At 58.2% G+C, this 15,581-nt stretch carries 10 protein-coding genes and 1 pseudogene; 1 reads left to right on the top strand and 10 read right to left on the bottom strand.

Going from position 1 to position 15,581, the window contains the following annotated elements; translation table 11 throughout:
- Nucleotides 1-8 precede the first annotated feature (8 nt).
- The 10 genes from rpoD to CBW42_RS13490 form a co-directional block, all read right to left on the bottom strand.
- Nucleotides 9-1,229 (bottom strand): RNA polymerase sigma factor RpoD, encoded by a 1,221-nt coding sequence (gene rpoD / locus CBW42_RS13535; RefSeq protein ID WP_242969885.1) that lies wholly within the window; start codon nt 1,227-1,229, stop codon nt 9-11.
- 63 nt (nt 1,230-1,292) lie between these two features.
- Nucleotides 1,293-3,062 carry a DNA primase gene (gene dnaG / locus CBW42_RS13530; protein WP_087022624.1) on the bottom strand — a complete coding sequence of 590 codons (1,770 nt, stop codon included), beginning with the start codon at nt 3,060-3,062 and terminating at the stop codon, nt 1,293-1,295.
- Nucleotides 3,063-3,089: 27 nt separating this feature from the next.
- On the bottom strand, nt 3,090-4,091 hold the full coding sequence (locus CBW42_RS13525) for a deoxyguanosinetriphosphate triphosphohydrolase (RefSeq protein ID WP_087022277.1): 1,002 nt from the start codon (nt 4,089-4,091) through the stop codon (nt 3,090-3,092).
- 126 nt (nt 4,092-4,217) lie between these two features.
- Nucleotides 4,218-4,850: a YigZ family protein gene (locus tag CBW42_RS13520; RefSeq protein ID WP_087022280.1), complete on the bottom strand. Its 633-nt coding sequence runs from the start codon at nt 4,848-4,850 to the stop codon at nt 4,218-4,220.
- Nucleotides 4,843-6,117: a GTPase HflX gene (gene hflX, locus CBW42_RS13515; RefSeq protein WP_242969886.1), complete on the bottom strand. Its 1,275-nt coding sequence runs from the start codon at nt 6,115-6,117 to the stop codon at nt 4,843-4,845. Before hflX ends, CBW42_RS13520 begins: the two co-directional genes overlap by 8 nt.
- A 19-nt stretch (nt 6,118-6,136) precedes the next feature.
- Nucleotides 6,137-6,787 (bottom strand): YoaK family protein, encoded by a 651-nt coding sequence (locus CBW42_RS13510; RefSeq protein ID WP_087022283.1) that lies wholly within the window; start codon nt 6,785-6,787, stop codon nt 6,137-6,139.
- A gap of 166 nt (nt 6,788-6,953) precedes the next feature.
- A complete protein-coding gene (locus CBW42_RS13505) occupies nt 6,954-7,337 on the bottom strand; it encodes a C-GCAxxG-C-C family (seleno)protein (protein ID WP_087022286.1) in 384 nt (127 codons plus the stop codon).
- Between the two features lie 82 nt (nt 7,338-7,419).
- Nucleotides 7,420-7,623, bottom strand: a complete 204-nt coding sequence (gene rpmE, locus CBW42_RS13500) for a 50S ribosomal protein L31 (RefSeq protein ID WP_087022289.1) — start codon at nt 7,621-7,623, stop codon at nt 7,420-7,422.
- A gap of 204 nt (nt 7,624-7,827) precedes the next feature.
- Complete coding sequence (addA, locus tag CBW42_RS13495) at nt 7,828-11,403, bottom strand: helicase-exonuclease AddAB subunit AddA (protein WP_165761196.1); 3,576 nt, start codon at nt 11,401-11,403, stop codon at nt 7,828-7,830.
- Nucleotides 11,393-14,755 carry a PD-(D/E)XK nuclease family protein gene (locus CBW42_RS13490; RefSeq protein WP_087022298.1) on the bottom strand — a complete coding sequence of 1,121 codons (3,363 nt, stop codon included), beginning with the start codon at nt 14,753-14,755 and terminating at the stop codon, nt 11,393-11,395. The genes addA and CBW42_RS13490 overlap by 11 nt, the downstream gene beginning before the upstream one ends.
- Nucleotides 14,756-15,400: 645 nt before the next feature.
- Between CBW42_RS13490 and CBW42_RS13485 the strand changes: the two are divergent.
- Nucleotides 15,401-15,581: pseudogene (locus tag CBW42_RS13485) on the top strand (porphobilinogen synthase); the annotation flags it as partial.

The raw sequence follows: 15,581 nt of genomic DNA, 5'->3' as shown, positions 1-15,581 counted from the left end.
ACTGTGCCTCAGTTCAAAAAGTCCTTCAGCTTTTTGGAGCGGCTCGGATGGCGCAGCTTGCGCAGTGCCTTTGCCTCGATCTGGCGGATGCGCTCACGGGTTACGTTGAACTCCTTGCCGACCTCTTCGAGGGTGCGGGTGCGGCCGTCCTCAATGCCGAAGCGCAGGCGCAGAACCTTTTCTTCACGCGGCGTCAGCGTCTTGAGCACCTCAACCAGCTGCTCCTTGAGCAGGGTAAACGAAGCGGCCTCTGCCGGCTCCAGTGCGTCATCATCCGGGATGAAATCGCCCAGATGGCTGTCTTCCTCCTCGCCGATCGGGGTTTCGAGTGAAACCGGCTCCTGTGCAATCTTGAGGATCTCACGCACGCGCTCGACCGGCATATTCATTTCCTCTGCGATTTCCTCCGGCTGCGGGTCATGACCCAGCTCCTGCAACAGCTGGCGGGAAACGCGGATGACCTTGTTGATGGTCTCGACCATATGCACCGGGATACGGATGGTGCGTGCCTGGTCGGCAATCGCACGTGTAATCGCCTGGCGAATCCACCAGGTCGCATAGGTGGAGAACTTGAAGCCCTTGGTGCAGTCGAACTTTTCAACCGCCTTGAGCAGGCCGAGATTGCCCTCCTGAATCAGGTCGAGGAACAGCATGCCGCGGCCGACATATCGCTTTGCAATGGAGACAACCAGTCGCAGGTTGGCTTCCGACAGGCGTTTCTTGGCGTTTTCACCGCCGCGGATCGCCTTGCGGATGGCCTGCATCTCGGTCTCATCCACCTTTTCATGATTTTTCTCGATTTCTTCCAGACGGGCCTTTGCCTCATTGCCCGCCTGCATCTTTTCCGCCAGCTGAACCTCTTCCTCCGGCGTCAACAGGTCAACCTTACCGATCTCCTTGAGGTACATGCGCACCGGGTCATCAATCGCAAAGCCCTCTGCGAGCGACTCGGTGTCCTCGAGCTCCTCCTTCGGAACCTCTTCAACTGCGTCTTCGGAGAATTCCTCTTCATTATCCAACGGAACGACCAGCGCCTCGGCGCCCTTGATTTCTACGCCGGCCTTATCCAAATCCTCATACAGCTTATCCAGCTCATCCGACTCCATGCTGATCGAGTCCAGCGCATCGGACATTTCCTTCAGCGTGAGCTTGCCCTTTTTCTTACCCAGCGCCAACAGATCCTTAATAACGGCCTGCTTCTTTACATCCATGTCCATGTCCTGTGTCATTCTTTAAGCCTCCAAAAATGTAACTGAAAATGCAATACCAGCAATATGTTATGCCGATACGCCTTACCCCTCTGTCCCGTCGAACCGCTTGGTTTTCCGCTGGAGCTGTGCCTTGCGCAGCAGCGGATCCTCGCCATCCTGTCCGGGTATATCACGCGCAGCTTTCTGCTCCGCGATAATATCAATATAATCCTCCATTGCTTTCTGCCGCCGATCCGCAGAAATTTCCGTGCCCAATGCGGCGACCAGCAGTTCGGTTTCCTCCGGCTGGAGCACAGGCTCCAGCGCCGAAACGGTAATACCGCGCCCGCTGTCGAACAGCGCAATGGCGTGTCCATAAATTTTGCCCAGCACAGGAGAAGAAAAATCCTCCGGGCGAACTTTTTCCCGCATATCCGGCAAAAGAGATGCGTCGGAGAACAGCAGTGCGAGCAGCCCTTCTTCCGCGCGCGCAGAACGCATGTTGTCGTAATGAATGGTGCGCTCCTTTGGCTGTGCTGCCTGTGCGGGTGCGCGCACCTGCCGATGATACTGCTGCTTCTGTTGATATTGAAGCCGTGTCTGCGCGTTTTTGACCTCCTGCTGGAACGCAGCCTGCGTCACACCCGCGAGCTTCGCGGTCGAAGCGGTATAGACATCGCGTTCGACCGGGTTTTCCAGTGCCGCGATGATCCCCGCCGCCTCGCGCAGGAACAAAATGCGCTGGTCATCCTCCGTGAAGTCATATTTGTCGCGTGCGGACTCAATGCGGTAGCGGATGTCGTTGTCCGAGCGCTCAATGAGCTTGCGGAACGCCTCCGCCCCCTTTGCCTTGATGAACTCATCCGGATCTTTGGCGCCCGGGATGCGCAGGATTTTCACACGCAGCCCGGCTTTTTTCAAAATATCAATCGCGCGCTGAGAAGCGGTCTGTCCCGCCGTGTCTGCGTCATAGCAGACAATGACGGTCTTGGTATACCGTGTGAGCAGGCGCGCCTGCTCGTCGGTCAGTGCCGTGCCGAGCGAGGCAACCGCACTGTCAAAGCCCGCCTGATGCAGTGCAATGACATCCATGTAGCCCTCGGCGAGCAGGAAATACTCGCTCCTGGTCTTTTTGGCAAGGTTCATTGCAAACAGGTTGCGCCGCTTGTTAAAGACCATAGTCTCGGGCGAATTGAGGTATTTCGGTTTGCTGTCATCCATGACGCGCCCGCCGAAGCCGATGACATCGCCGCGCACATCGATGATCGGGAACATGACACGGTTGCGGAACTTGTCGTAATATGTACCGTTCTGACTGCGCGCAATCAGACCGGCCGCCGCCAGTTCTTCCTTTGTATAGCCCTGTGCGGTCATCGCGTCGAGCAGCGCGTGGAACGAATCGGGCGCATAGCCCAGCCCGAAATTGCCCATCGTGCGTCGGCTCAGTCTGCGCTGCTGGAAATACCGCAGTGCCTGCGTGCCCGCCGGACCGTGCAGCTGTGCATAGAAAAACCGCGCCGCATCTTTGAGCGCCGCGAGCACACGCTTGCGCTCCTGCCGGTGCCGGGGATTTTCCCCGGTTTCGGGCACCTCCATATTGTACTGTCTGGCCAGAAACCGGACAGCATCCGGAAAATCCAGCCCTTCGATGTTCATGATAAACCGGATCGGCCCGCCGCCCGCGCCGCAGCCAAAGCAATGAAAAATCTGCTTGTCAGGCGCAACGGAAAACGATGCGGTTTTTTCGTTGTGGAACGGACACAGCCCAAAATAGTTGTTACCGCTCTTTTTGAGCGCCACATAGCGGGAAACAATGTCGACAATGTCGCACCGTGCGGACAGCTCGTCGATAAAACGATCATCAATTGCCATGTGCGTTTCCCTTCTCCCGTGCGGGAATCACTTGATGTTCCAGCTCCTTGGAATAAATAATTCGGTGTATTTTGCAACGGCAAAGCGGTCGGTCATGCCCGCGATATAGTCGCAGGCAACGCGCTCTGCGCCGTCACGTTCGATGTGTTTTTTATAAAATTCGGGCAGCTCATCGGTGTGCCGCGTAAAATACGCATGCATCGTGCGCAGCAATCCGTCGACCTTGTGTGCTTCTTCCTGTGCCTGCCCGGCATAAACCTCGCGGAACAGGTAAGCGCGCAGCTCCATCATGGCGTCGTGCACCTCGGCAGACATGCCGATGTCATGCTCAGTCTCGCCATAGCGCACCATATCTGCCACCATCGTGTCAATGCGGTCGCCGTGCGTCGCGCCGAGCACGCGCACCGCCTCCCGCGGCAAGTCTGCCGGGACAATCAGTCCGGCGCGCACGGCGTCATCGATGTCGTGGTTGACATAGGCAATGCGGTCGGCGAAGTGGACAATGCGCCCCTCCGGTGTCTCCGCATGCGCCGTGCCGGTGTGACAGACGATGCCATTGCGCACTTCATATGTCAGATTCAGCCCATCGCCGTCGCGCTCCAGACAGTCCACCACGCGCAGACTCTGCCTGTTGTGGTGAAAGCCGCCGATTTCGCTGCACAGGCTGTCCAGCGTGCGCTCGCCGACATGTCCAAACGGCGTGTGCCCCAGGTCATGCCCCAGCGCCACTGCCTCGGTCAGATCCTCATTGAGCCGCAGGCTGCGCGCAATCGTCCGCGCAATCTGCGCGACCTCCAGCGTATGCGTCAGCCGATCGCGGTAATGGTCTCCTTCGGGGGAAATAAAGACCTGGGTTTTGTGTCCCAGCCGCCGAAACGCCTTGCAGTGCACAATGCGGTCGCGGTCGCGCTGAAAGCAGGTGCGGCGCGGGCACGGCGGGGTATCGCTTTCCCGTCCGCGGCTTTCGTCCGCAAACGTCGCCCAATCTGCCAGCGTCAGCCGTTCCAGCCGTTCCTGATCCTCGCGCATCGGCGTGCCCCCCTTTCGCTGCTTCGTCTGCGAAAAATCCCGTACATAAATAAATACCGTACTGCTCCCGCAAACTCCTCTTTTTTTCGCAAATTTTTCTGAAAAATTTTTATGTAGACAGTTGGATCAGCGCAGACGCCGCCCCATGAAGCGGCTTTCCATCACTTCGACATCGACCGCAGCGCTGGTCGCGTCGCGCAGCGCCGCCGCGAGTGCTTCTTCCCCGCCCTCCGGCAGCGTGACGGTCAACGTGACATCGGCGGCATATTCGATGTCATCTGTCATGCAATCGTGCTCTGGCAGGATGTTCTGCACCACGCCGAGCAGTGAATACGGGCAGGTGATGAGCAGGACGGAATAGCTGCTCATTTGATTGATGCCTGCCGCCTCCAGCCCGAGCTGTGCGCTTTTGGTATACGCGCGGACCAACCCGCCTGTGCCGAGCAGCACGCCGCCGAAATAGCGCGTGACCACACAGCAGACGTTGGTGATGTTCTCGCGCCGCAGCACATCGAGCATCGGCATGCCCGCCGTGCCCTGCGGCTCGCCATCGTCCGAATAGCGCATGTAATTGCCCTCGCGGATGATATAGGCATAGCAGTGATGGCGTGCGTCGCGGTATTTTGCCTTCACTTCCGCGATTCTGGCAATGGCCTCCTCCGGCGTTTCCACCGGAAAAATCTCGCCGATGAATTTGGAACGCCGGTCTTCATACAGCCCCTCGCCGTACCCTGCGGGAACCAGATAGCTGTCATTCATCCGCCGCAACCTCATATCCGCGCAGCTGACCATACAGCTTGTCATCGCATTCGATCTCCAGCTTTGTGCCCTCGCCGGTATACTCGGTGGCAAACACCGCTGCTTCCTTATGGATGACGTCGAGCAGATAGCCGTCCGCATACGGGATACAGACGGTAATGCGGTGCTTGCCGCGTCCGAGCGCCTTTTCAATCGCCGCCAGCAGCTGTTCCATGCCGCGCCCCTGCCTGGCGGAAATCGCCACAATGTCCTCGCCGGACGGGATCAGGTCGGGATTTTCACACAGATCCGCCTTGTTGCACACGAGAATCTGCGGAATCTGCTGTGCACCGAGCTGTGTAATGACCTTGTCGACTGTTTCCGCCTGCTCGCGCCAGTCCTCGCGCGAAATGTCTACGACATGCAGCAGCAGGTCGGCATATGCGACCTCCTCCAGCGTCGCCTTGAAAGCGGACACCAGATGATGCGGCAGCTTGCGGATAAATCCAACGGTATCGGACAGCAGGATCTCCTGTGTGTCGGAAATGCGCAGCTTGCGCGTTGTGGGGTCGAGCGTGTCAAACAGGCGGTCATTCGCCTCAATGCCCGCATCGGTCAGCGTGTTGAGCAGCGTCGATTTGCCCGCATTGGTGTAGCCGACAATGGCAACCAACGGCAGCTCCGCCTTTTTTCGCTGGCGGCGCTGGACAGCGCGCACGCGGCGCACATCCTCCAGATCGCGGCGCAGGCGGTCGATGCGGCGGCGAATATGGCGCCGGTCGCTTTCGAGCTTGCTCTCGCCCGGGCCGCGCGTGCCAATGCCGCCGCCCAGACGGGACATGGTCTTGCCCAAACCGGACAGACGCGGCAGAATGTACTGATACTGTGCCAGTTCGACCTGTAGCTTGCCCTCGCCTGTGCGGGCGCGCTGGGCAAAAATATCCAGAATCAACGCACTGCGGTCGAGCACCGGCCGCCCGGTTGCTTCCTCCAGCACACGCATCTGCGACGGCGACAGCTCATTGTCGAATACAATCAGCGTCGCATCGTTGTCGCGCGCCAGTTCAGTCAACTCCTGCAACTTACCTTCGCCGATAAAAGTCCGTGCTTCCGGTGCATTCCTGCTCTGGAGCATCTTTGCGACGCATTCGCCGCCCGCGGTCTCCAGCAGCGCCTCCAGCTCGTCCAGAGTCTCCCAGGTCGCGTCCTCCTCTGCGGTAAACACCGACGCATGCAGGCCGACGAGCACCGCCCGGTCCGGCTCCATTTCTTCCATCCATTCTTCCACAGCCTGTCCCTCCTTCCGGTCAGGTAAAGATATCTTCCTCCAAAAACATGGCGATAAACGCCGCGCCCAGCAGCACACATGCCGTCAGAATGGCCTTTTCCGCTGTAAACCGCGTGACCAGTGCGCCGAGCATTGCCCCGGCGACAAACACGAGGTCTACAATAATATAATGCATTCCGCGCCGCTTCTGGTCGGGATCGCCCGACCTGCGGTAATTCCACAGCAGCTCGGTGCCGGAGCGCAGATTGCCCGTACACATCGTCGTGGCGCAGGTCACGCCGCGAATCTTGCGAAAGCACTCGACCTGCATCGCACAGGTAAACGACACCAGCACATTTGCCAGCATATTCATCTGCTGCGGCAAAAATGCCACTACAAACAGCAGGACAATTTCCAGCACAAGCACCAGCTGCCGCCAGTGCAGCGTGCGGTTTTCCTGCATACGTGCCCGAATCGCCAGCACGAGCAGCACGCCCACGGAAAAGGACACAATCGGGATAAAATAATGCAGAGCCTGCCGCCATTCCCCGTTCATCAGGTGAACACCGAACAGGACAATGTTGCCGGTCTGTGCGTTGGCAAATACCTGGTCGCGGATCAGATAGGTATAGGCATCCATGAATCCGCCGGCGAGCGCCAGCAGCGTTCCGACCAGCAGCGATTCGGACATCTGCCCGTGTTTCCCGGCCACAGGACACACCCTCTTTCGTCAAAAAATAGTATATCAGATCAATTTTATATCATACTATGATTTTCCCGCTTTTTCAATCAAAATGGGCAAAAAAAGAAGCCGCTGACAAAAAGCGACTCCTTTCCGTGCGAATTTCAGACTGTTCTCACTCCATGACGCTCTCAAGCGCCTCGCAGCCGAGCAGGACGGTCTCCAGGCAGCCGGAGCCTGAATAATATTTCGCCTTCAGATTCTTACATTCGGTGTCGCCGAGAATGCGGTTGAATGCCGCGACCAGCCTGGTGCAGTCCGCACGCAGCTCCGGTGTTTCATGCGCCTTGGTATCGATCAGCTTTGCGCTGATGGCGCTGATGCCGCCGCACAGCGCACCGCATGCCTTGCCGCAGCCCATGCCGCCGCCAAAGCCGCCGCACAGCTTCATGGCCTCCTCAGTCAGGCCGAGCCGGTATTCGTCATTTGCCGCACGGATGATGGTCTCCGCACAGTTGTAGCCGTTGTTGTAATATTCCGTTGCGCGTTCCTTTAACATCTGTCATTCCTCCATAATCCTCGTATTTTGTAACAAATCCGGCAAGCAAAAACCCGCCCCAGAGAGGGACGGGTTCATAAAATCACTTGTCAAGATTGAATCTTCTCTTGAAGCGGTCAACACGTCCGCCGGTATCAACGAGCTTCTGCTTACCGGTAAAGAACGGGTGGCACTTGGAGCAGATTTCTACCGAGATATTCTCCTTGGTGGAAGCGGTCTCATATACAGCGCCACAAGCACAACGAATGGTAGTCGGCTTGTAGTCCGGATGGATTCCTTCCTTCATTTTCGATTCACCTCTTTCCGCATAAGCCTTACAGTCGTAAAATTATGATATCACAACGGCCTTTGAAATGCAAGAACTTTTTTTGTTTCGAGCATATTTTGTTGAACGGAGGCGGTTTTCCTCGGAAATCGGCGGGCTATACCGAAAACCCGGTCTTTTTCGCGGTCTTTTTCGCGGTTTTTTTCTGATTTTCCGCCGTATGGCTTATTCCGTCCCGCGCAGCCAGACCGTCTGCCCACTGTGCAGGAAAAACAGCGCACACGCCTGCACCGGCCTGCCGAACACCTCCTCCGCCGCGCGTCGGTAGGCGGACAGCTGGGCACGGTATTGCTCCGCACGTTCACGCACCCGGCTCTTCGGCACGCGGTCGGTCTTGAAATCGAGCACCAGAAGACCGTCTTTGGTTTCAATCAGGCAGTCGATAACGCCCTGCATGAGCACGCGCTCCTCCGGGAAATCCACAGCCTGTGGATAGTAGTCTCCCGCCGGGACGAGCACGGAAAATTTAAACTCGCGGTGCACCGCCTGCGCGCCCTTCAGCTCCCGGTAGAGGTCAGATTCAAAAAAAGCGGCGATGTTGTCCATCCGAATGGCATCTGCCTGCGCGTCGCTCAGAATATGCCGTTCCCGCAGGCGTTCGCGCTCGGCGGCACGCCCTTCCGCACTCTCGCAGCGGGCAAAATCACAGAACTGCAAAAACAGATGGTGCGCCGTCCCGATTTCCGACGGCGTCAACCCGCGCGCGTCGCGGTCAAAGAACGGACGCCGCAATTCGGTACTGTACTTTGGCGGCTGGGTATCCTCCTGCGCCTCCTGCGCGCGAAAGGAGTCGGTGATGGCGGTCGCCGTCAGCTTGGACGGCAGATCGCTGAGTACATCGGCGGCATATGGGCGCAGCACAGGCGCCTCCAACCGTTCGCTCTCCGCAAATGTCCCGTGTACCTCTGCCAGCTCGACGCCTTCCTGCCGTCGATACGGCACCAGGCGCACGGCAAAGCAGTCAGGTGCGTACACATCCAGCTCCGGCGGCTGGGAACACAGTGCGCGCAGCTGCGTGGCATTTGGATGGCGCATCAGCGGCACGCACAGCCACAGCGCATACTGATTTGCGCCCGCCAGCGCATACGGCGGAATCGGGTCGAGCGACGCAATCGCCGCCCATTTTTCCGCCTGCTTCGCCGTATCACGCACTGCGCACGTACAGATGAGCTTTTCCTTTGCGCGCGTCAGTGCGACATACAGCACGCGCAGCTCCTCGCTCACCATTTCGCGGCGCAGCGCACACGCCATCGCCCGCCGGTCGAGCCCGTCGTACTGGATGCCGCGCGCCATGTCGCGGCAGCGCATGCTGATCCCCATGCGCTCGTGCAGCAGCACAGGCTTGTGCAGGTCGAGCTCGTTGAACTGCTTCGCGCAGTTCGCCAGAATGACAATCGGGAATTCCAATCCCTTGGATTTGTGAATCGTCATGATGCGCACCATGCCTGCGGCTTCCTCGCTGTCCGGCACAGTCAGCGTGCCGCCGGTCTCGCGCAGCTCCCGCAAAAAACGCACAAAGGCAAACAGGCCGCGGCTGCCGCCGCGCTCAAACGAGCCCGCCAGCTCAGTCAGCGCCGTGATGTGGTGCTGTCGTGCGCGTCCGCCCGGCATCGCGCCAAAAATACCCATTGCACCTGTGCTGTCCACAATATGCCACAGCAGCTGGCGCACCGGCACATCCGCCGCAAACAGGCGCAGCTCTTCCAGCTGTTCCAGAAACGCGCGCGCCTTTTCGTTTGTCTCCGCCGACGCGCGCATCGCAGTATAAAAATCACTGTCGCGGTCAGCCAGCCGAATCTCTGCCAGTTCCTGCTCGGTAAAGCCCGCCAGCGGCGAAGTCAGCGCCGCCAGCAGCGGCACATCCTGCCGCGGGTTGTCCACAATTTCCAACCACGACACCAGCGTATGCACCTCCGGTGTGTCCAGCATGTCGTCCGGCGCATCCGCGCCCGCCGGAATGCCGCATTCACTCAGCGCCTTCTGGAAAACAGGCGCCTTGTTTTTTGCAGAGCGCAGCAGGATGACAAAGTCCTCCGGGCGGCAGGGGCGCAGTTCTCCCGTCTGTTTGTCGGTCACGCGGAAGCCGCCCTCCAGCATCTCCCGGATGCGCCCGGCACAGTAGTCCGCCTCCTGTCGGATGGCCTCCGGCGCGTCCTCATCGTCCGTCTGTGTCTCGAGCAGGCAGACCTCCGTGCGGTAATCATCCGTGCCTTCCGGGAACGACGCGCCGACATGCAGCGCTTCGCGGTCAGTGTAATCCAGATCGCCCAGCTGTTCGCTCATCAGGGCAGAAAACAGGAAATTGACGCTGTCAAGCACCTGTGGGCGCGAACGGAAGTTTTTGGAGAGCACGACACGGCGCGGCGCGGCATCGGTGACGTCCTCCGCATCGCGGTACGCCAGATATTTTTGCAGAAAAATCGCTGGATTGGCGAGACGGAAGCGGTAAATGCTCTGTTTGACATCGCCGACCATAAAGATGTTTTTTTCCTCATCGCTGACTGCGCGAAAAATCGCGTCCTGCACCGCATTGGTATCCTGGTATTCGTCGACCATGATTTCGGAAAAATGCATGTCGTTGGCCAGTTGGGTCGGCGCACCGTCCGCATCGGTCAGCAGTTCGACCGCGAAGTGCTCGAGGTCGTTGAAATCCACGACACCGCGCCGCAGCTTCTCCTGCTGGTAGGCATCCATGAACGCCTGTACCGTATCGCACAGCGCGCACACGGCGGGTGCCATCATGTCCATATCCAGCCGGACTTCTTCCTCCGTCATGCACAGCACACTGTCCATCAGCTCAAATGAAATTTCCTTCCAGGTTTCGCGTGCCTGCTTGAGCCGATCGAGAAATGCCTTGTCCTCATAGCCGCGCACGGCGCCCAGCCGGGCACGGCTGCGCCGCACCTCACGGCACTGCTGCACCGCTGCATTCCATGCACCGTCCTCAACCAGCGTGAGCAGCGTGCGCGCGGCGTTTACATCGTCCTGAAAGGCCGGTTCATATTTGACACGCACATCTTCCGCACCCTGCATTTCATCCAGCGCATTTTCCAACGCGGCAATCGCATATTGAATGCGCCCTTTTGCGGTATCCAGCAGCTCGCGTCCCCAGTCGGTATCTGCCAACCGGTCAAACGGGCGCACAAACTGTTCCCGATAGCCCGCCAGTACGCGCGCCGGATGCGGCGATGCCTGCAAATTGCGGAAGGTTTCCAGCACAATATCTTGCAGGCGCTTGTCATCGCGCCCCGCGCTGAGAATGTCGACCAGTGCGGCAAAGCCGTCCTCTTCGCGCGCATACTGCGCTTCGAGTACATCCTCCAGCACATCTGCCTGCATCGCCGCCTGTTCACTCTCATCCGCCGTGCGGAAATCCGGCGGCAGGCCCAGTTCGTGGAAATGCTCGCGCAGCAGGCTCATGCAGAACGCATGCACTGTCGTGATTTTCGCGCGGTGTACCAGCATCAACTGGCGCCGCAGGCGGATGTCGCGCGGATGCTGTGCGGCAAGTGCAGTCAGTGCGTCGGCAATTTTGCCGCGCATCTCGCTCGCCGCGGCTTTGGTAAATGTGACAATGAGAAATGAATCGATGTCACACGGGTTGTCCGGGTCGGTCACACGCTGCAAAACGCGTTCAACCAGCACGGCGGTCTTGCCCGAACCGGCTGCCGCCGAAACCAGCAGTGTACCGCCGCGGTTGGAAATCGCCGCCTGCTGTTCCGCTGTCCAGTTAACGCCCATGTCCATCCTCTCCTTCCAATTCGCGGTCAATCTCCTGCCAGAAGTCCTCCGGCTTGATCTTGGCGATGTTGTGTGGCTTATCGCCCAGCTTTGCGTCAAAGCGGCACACAGCGCGGTACGGACACCAGGTACAGGCGTCCTCCGTCGGGCCGCGCCGCACCGGGCGTGCATCCATTTTGCCTTCCATCAGCTCATGCCCCATGCTGCGCAGGATGTGCCGAATATGCTTGCTCAGCTTGCCCAGCTGCTCCATGCTCGCAAGACTGTTCTGGCTCGCCGCCGACATGCTTCCCTTTTTCAGGTAGCCAATCGGCAGAAATTCGCCGTCCTTTGTGATGCCGTGTTCCATCGCCTCGATCACTTCGGGGTCATCCAACAACAGGCCGGAACGCCGCAGCTGTTTGCGCCGCAGCTGCTCGATGGTTTCCTCATCCGTGCCGCGCGGTGCATTGACCAGTGCACTGCGCGTCGGGATATACAATGCGCCCGCCGGAACGATTTCATCGATTTGCTGTGCCAGCTTTGCGCGGTAGCGCTCCGTCCCATGCTTCTGGATGGCAAACAGATACAGCAGCAGCTGAACATTCAGCCCATACCACAGATCGGACAGCTCAAATTTTTTCTGTCCGCTCTTATAGTCCATGACGCGCACATACAGCGTGCCGTCCTTGATATAGCCGTCAACGCGGTCAACCTTGCCGTTCAGCTCCAGCCTGCCATCCGGGCTGTCAATGGCAATCGGCGGCAGATCTCCGCCGCGTGAAAAGTCCAGCTCGAAGTCAATCGGCTCGAAATCCGAACGCTCCATTTCATACAGCAGATTGTCGAGAATTTCATCCAGCATGCGCACCAACCGCCGGAACAGGTGGCGGAACCGTGCGGAATGCTGTTCCAGACCACCCAGCGCGGTCTCGACATATACCTGTGTCCATTTCTTTGCCATGGCATGCACATCATCACGCGCAGGCGCACCTGTGCCGCCCTGCTCATGCAGGTCATGCAGTGTATGCTCCAGAACATAGTGCAAGAAGGTACCGGTTTCCGGCGCGTCGAATGCCGCGCGGCGGCGCTCCTTCGCCCGCAGACCATACCGCAGGAAATAGGCGTATTCACAGCGATAAAACGCATCGACACGCGATGCGGTAACGCGCAGCCGGTTTCCATACAGCGCATGGATGGTATCGGATTGTGTCAGCGGGCCGCGCACGGATTTTTCCTGTGGGATAATCGGAACCGGAGAGGCCGCAAGCGCAGCCTGTGCCGCCGGGGAGACATCGCGCGCCGCACCGCGGCACGCCAGATCAAAGCGCGGGCGCTCCGCTTCCAGCCGGTAACGCTGTTCCAGCCCGCTCTCATTGGTCTCCGGCACGCCGTGCAGCAAATGCCGCACGGTGCCGATCAGATACGACGGGCGCATATCGCCATCCCCGCCGACCGTACACCACGACAGCAGCAGCGTCCTGGATGCCGATGCAAACACACGGTAAACTGCCGCCTGTTCGCGCACCATGCGATCCTCTCCGGTTTCCAGCTCGACTGACAGGCCGAGCAGCGTTTCACGGTCACTGTCGGACAGAATGCCGCCGCTTTCGCCTGCATCCGGCAGCACACCGTCATTCACGCCGAGTACGATCAGATGCGGTATGCCGGTATGGCACACGCGGTCAATCGAGCCACAGGTCACACGGTCGAGTGCGACCGGAATTGTCCCGACGTCATACTCTGCGAGCACTAATGTGAACAGCGAAACAAACGTATCGGTTTCCATCTGTCCCTCTCCCTGCACCCAGGCAAACTGCTCCATTGCCTGGATCAGAATTTCCCACAGCTGGCGATATTCCTCAGCCGTCTGCAAGCGTCCGGCATCCTCATGCAGTTGTGCGCGCGCCGCAATGCTGTCCGCCGCGCCCAGCTGTTCCAGAAACGTATACAGTGCCTGTACATACTGCGTCGCAGTCTCCGCCTGATTCAGTCCATCTTTTAATGTGATTAACGGCTGAACTGCGCGTTCGCGCAGCTCATTGAGATGCACAAGCACCTGCTGTGCTTTGTCATCCATCACGCCGCCAAAGCCGTCCGGATTACCGGTAAACGGCTGCTGCCATGCCGTGCCGCGAATGCGCCAGAACAGCACATAATTTTCCAGCTCATCGCATTCATCTGCTGTCAGCCCGGCAAAACCGGTCTTCAAATAGGCAAACATATCCTCATATCGCCAGCCGCCTGTAACGGTACGCAGTGCCGCGCCGACCAGCGCGAGCACCGGTTTTTGCAAAATATCATGCTTTTCGCTCAAAAACACCGGAATATCATAGCGGTCAAATACCAGCTCCAGAATGGGCGCATATTGCTCAAAATTGCGCGCCGTCACAACAATATCACGCCGTCTGGCGTCTGTTTCGCGCAGCAGCTGCCGGATATACGCCGCGGCAAATTCACACTCGGAAAATAAATCTCCCGCTGCATGCAGTTGTACGCTTTCACCATCACTCTCAAACTGTCGGGCAGGCGCTTCCAACGCATACCGCTCCAGTACCGCCAGATCAGACGGGCGCGGCATGCCGCTGTCCTCCTGTATGGTCAGCTCAAATGAATCGCCACATCGTCCGGCAAATGCGCGCAGCCGTGCCATCGCTGCATGTGCCTCCGGAAACAGCTCCGGCTGCTTTGGATCACCGGTCAGCGCAACCGTCACAGGTATCTTTTGACGGAGCAAATACGCCAGAATTTCCAGCTCCTGCTTGTTAAAGCTGTCAAAGCGGTCGAGGTAGACCTCTGTATGTTCAAACAGCGTGCTGTCCGGCAGGCGTTCCGCCACACGCGTCAACTGATCGCGCGGATCAGGCAACTGCTCTTCTGTCATTGTATCATATACCATGGCAATCTCGCCCAGATCACGCAGCTTGTCGGACAAATGTCCCTCCGCTTCCTCTGCTGCCCGCAGCATATCCTCTGCTGAAACACAGCTGCATTTCATCTCATCCAGCACGCGCAGCAGATCGCGCAGAATATCTGGCTTGCGCGTGGCCCCGCCATACACTGTCAGTGCGTCAGAAGCGCGCCGTGCCGCTTCATATAGCACCAGCAGCCGACCCGCCGGTGTGAGTACCGTATCCGCCAGTCCGCCCGCTTCAGAAAACACGCGGTTGGCAATGCGCCGAAAGGTCAGCACCTCAGCAAACCGTGAACCGGTATTTCCCGTACTCTGCGCCAGCATGCGCTCATATTCATGTGATGCCAGTTCCGGCACAATCAAAATCTGCCGTTTTCCGCTGGATTCCCTCGACGCAATGCGCCGCAGGATTGCAGTCGTTTTTCCGCTTCCCGCGCGTCCCATCAACAGTTCCATCATCAATTCACCGCCATTTCTTTGCTGTACACAGTATACCAGAACCACACACAAAAAAGAAGGTGAAGAAAATTCCCAAACTATGCAAACACAAAAAAAGCAACCGAATCTCTCGGTTGCCAGCACCAAGTCACAACCCAGCAACGGCGGTTGGGATTTGGAAAGGAGCTGTGGCGGAAGGAATGAGGGAGAATTTTGCTCGCAAAATTCTTCCGAATGATATGCAGCCCGCAGCGACGCGACGAGGCTCGAACTCGCTATCACACCCTAAAAAAACTTCGTTTTTTCAGGGAACCCGTACCTCAATTCAAAGTCCGCCTTTGGCGGACGGGTGGAGGCAGCGTGTTCGTTTCACACCGTTGTTCCTGCATACGAAAAAAGCAACCGAATCTCTCGGTTGCTTTGCTGGAGCGGATGACGAGGCTCGAACTCGCTATCACACCCTAAAAAAACTTCGTTTTTTCAGGGAACCCGTACCTCAATTCAAAGTCCGCCTTTGGCGGACGGGTGGAGGCAGCGTGTTCGTTTCACACCGTTGTTCCTGCATACGAAAAAAGCAACCGAATCTCTCGATTGCTTTGCTGGAGCGGATGACGAGGCTCGAACTCGCTACCTCCACCTTGGCAAGGTGGCGCTCTACCAGATGCTGTCTCTTATACACATCTGTTCGGCATCCCGGATCACAAGGATGAAGTCGGCAGCCAGGCCTATGCCGAGGATGGCATTGTGCAGAAGGCATTCCGCAAGGCAAAGGAAGCCTGCCCGGAGCTGTACATGATCGGCGACGTCTGCATGTGTGAATACCTGTCTCTTATACACATCTCCGACT

The organism is Butyricicoccus porcorum, assembly GCF_002157465.1.
Lineage (GTDB): Bacteria > Bacillota > Clostridia > Oscillospirales > Butyricicoccaceae > Butyricicoccus_A > Butyricicoccus_A porcorum.
The sequence above is the reverse complement of the archived record's forward strand: the minus strand, read 5'-3'. Positions and strand labels throughout refer to the sequence as shown.

Bases quoted from the DNA above. Each gene is read 5' to 3' on its own strand.
- CBW42_RS13520 (WP_087022280.1), bottom strand. From the start codon at position 4,850: ATGAATGACAGCTATCTGGTTCCCGCAGGGTACGGCGAGGGGCTGTAT.
- dnaG (WP_087022624.1), bottom strand. From the start codon at position 3,062: ATGGCAATTGATGATCGTTTTATCGACGAGCTGTCCGCACGGTGCGAC.
- CBW42_RS13490 (WP_087022298.1), bottom strand. From the start codon at position 14,755: ATGATGGAACTGTTGATGGGACGCGCGGGAAGCGGAAAAACGACTGCA.
- rpmE (WP_087022289.1), bottom strand. From the start codon at position 7,623: ATGAAGGAAGGAATCCATCCGGACTACAAGCCGACTACCATTCGTTGT.
- CBW42_RS13525 (WP_087022277.1), bottom strand. From the start codon at position 4,091: ATGCGCGAGGATCAGGAACGGCTGGAACGGCTGACGCTGGCAGATTGG.
- CBW42_RS13505 (WP_087022286.1), bottom strand. From the start codon at position 7,337: ATGTTAAAGGAACGCGCAACGGAATATTACAACAACGGCTACAACTGT.
- rpoD (WP_242969885.1), bottom strand. From the start codon at position 1,229: ATGACACAGGACATGGACATGGATGTAAAGAAGCAGGCCGTTATTAAG.
- CBW42_RS13510 (WP_087022283.1), bottom strand. From the start codon at position 6,787: ATGTCCGAATCGCTGCTGGTCGGAACGCTGCTGGCGCTCGCCGGCGGA.
- addA (WP_165761196.1), bottom strand. From the start codon at position 11,403: ATGGGCGTTAACTGGACAGCGGAACAGCAGGCGGCGATTTCCAACCGC.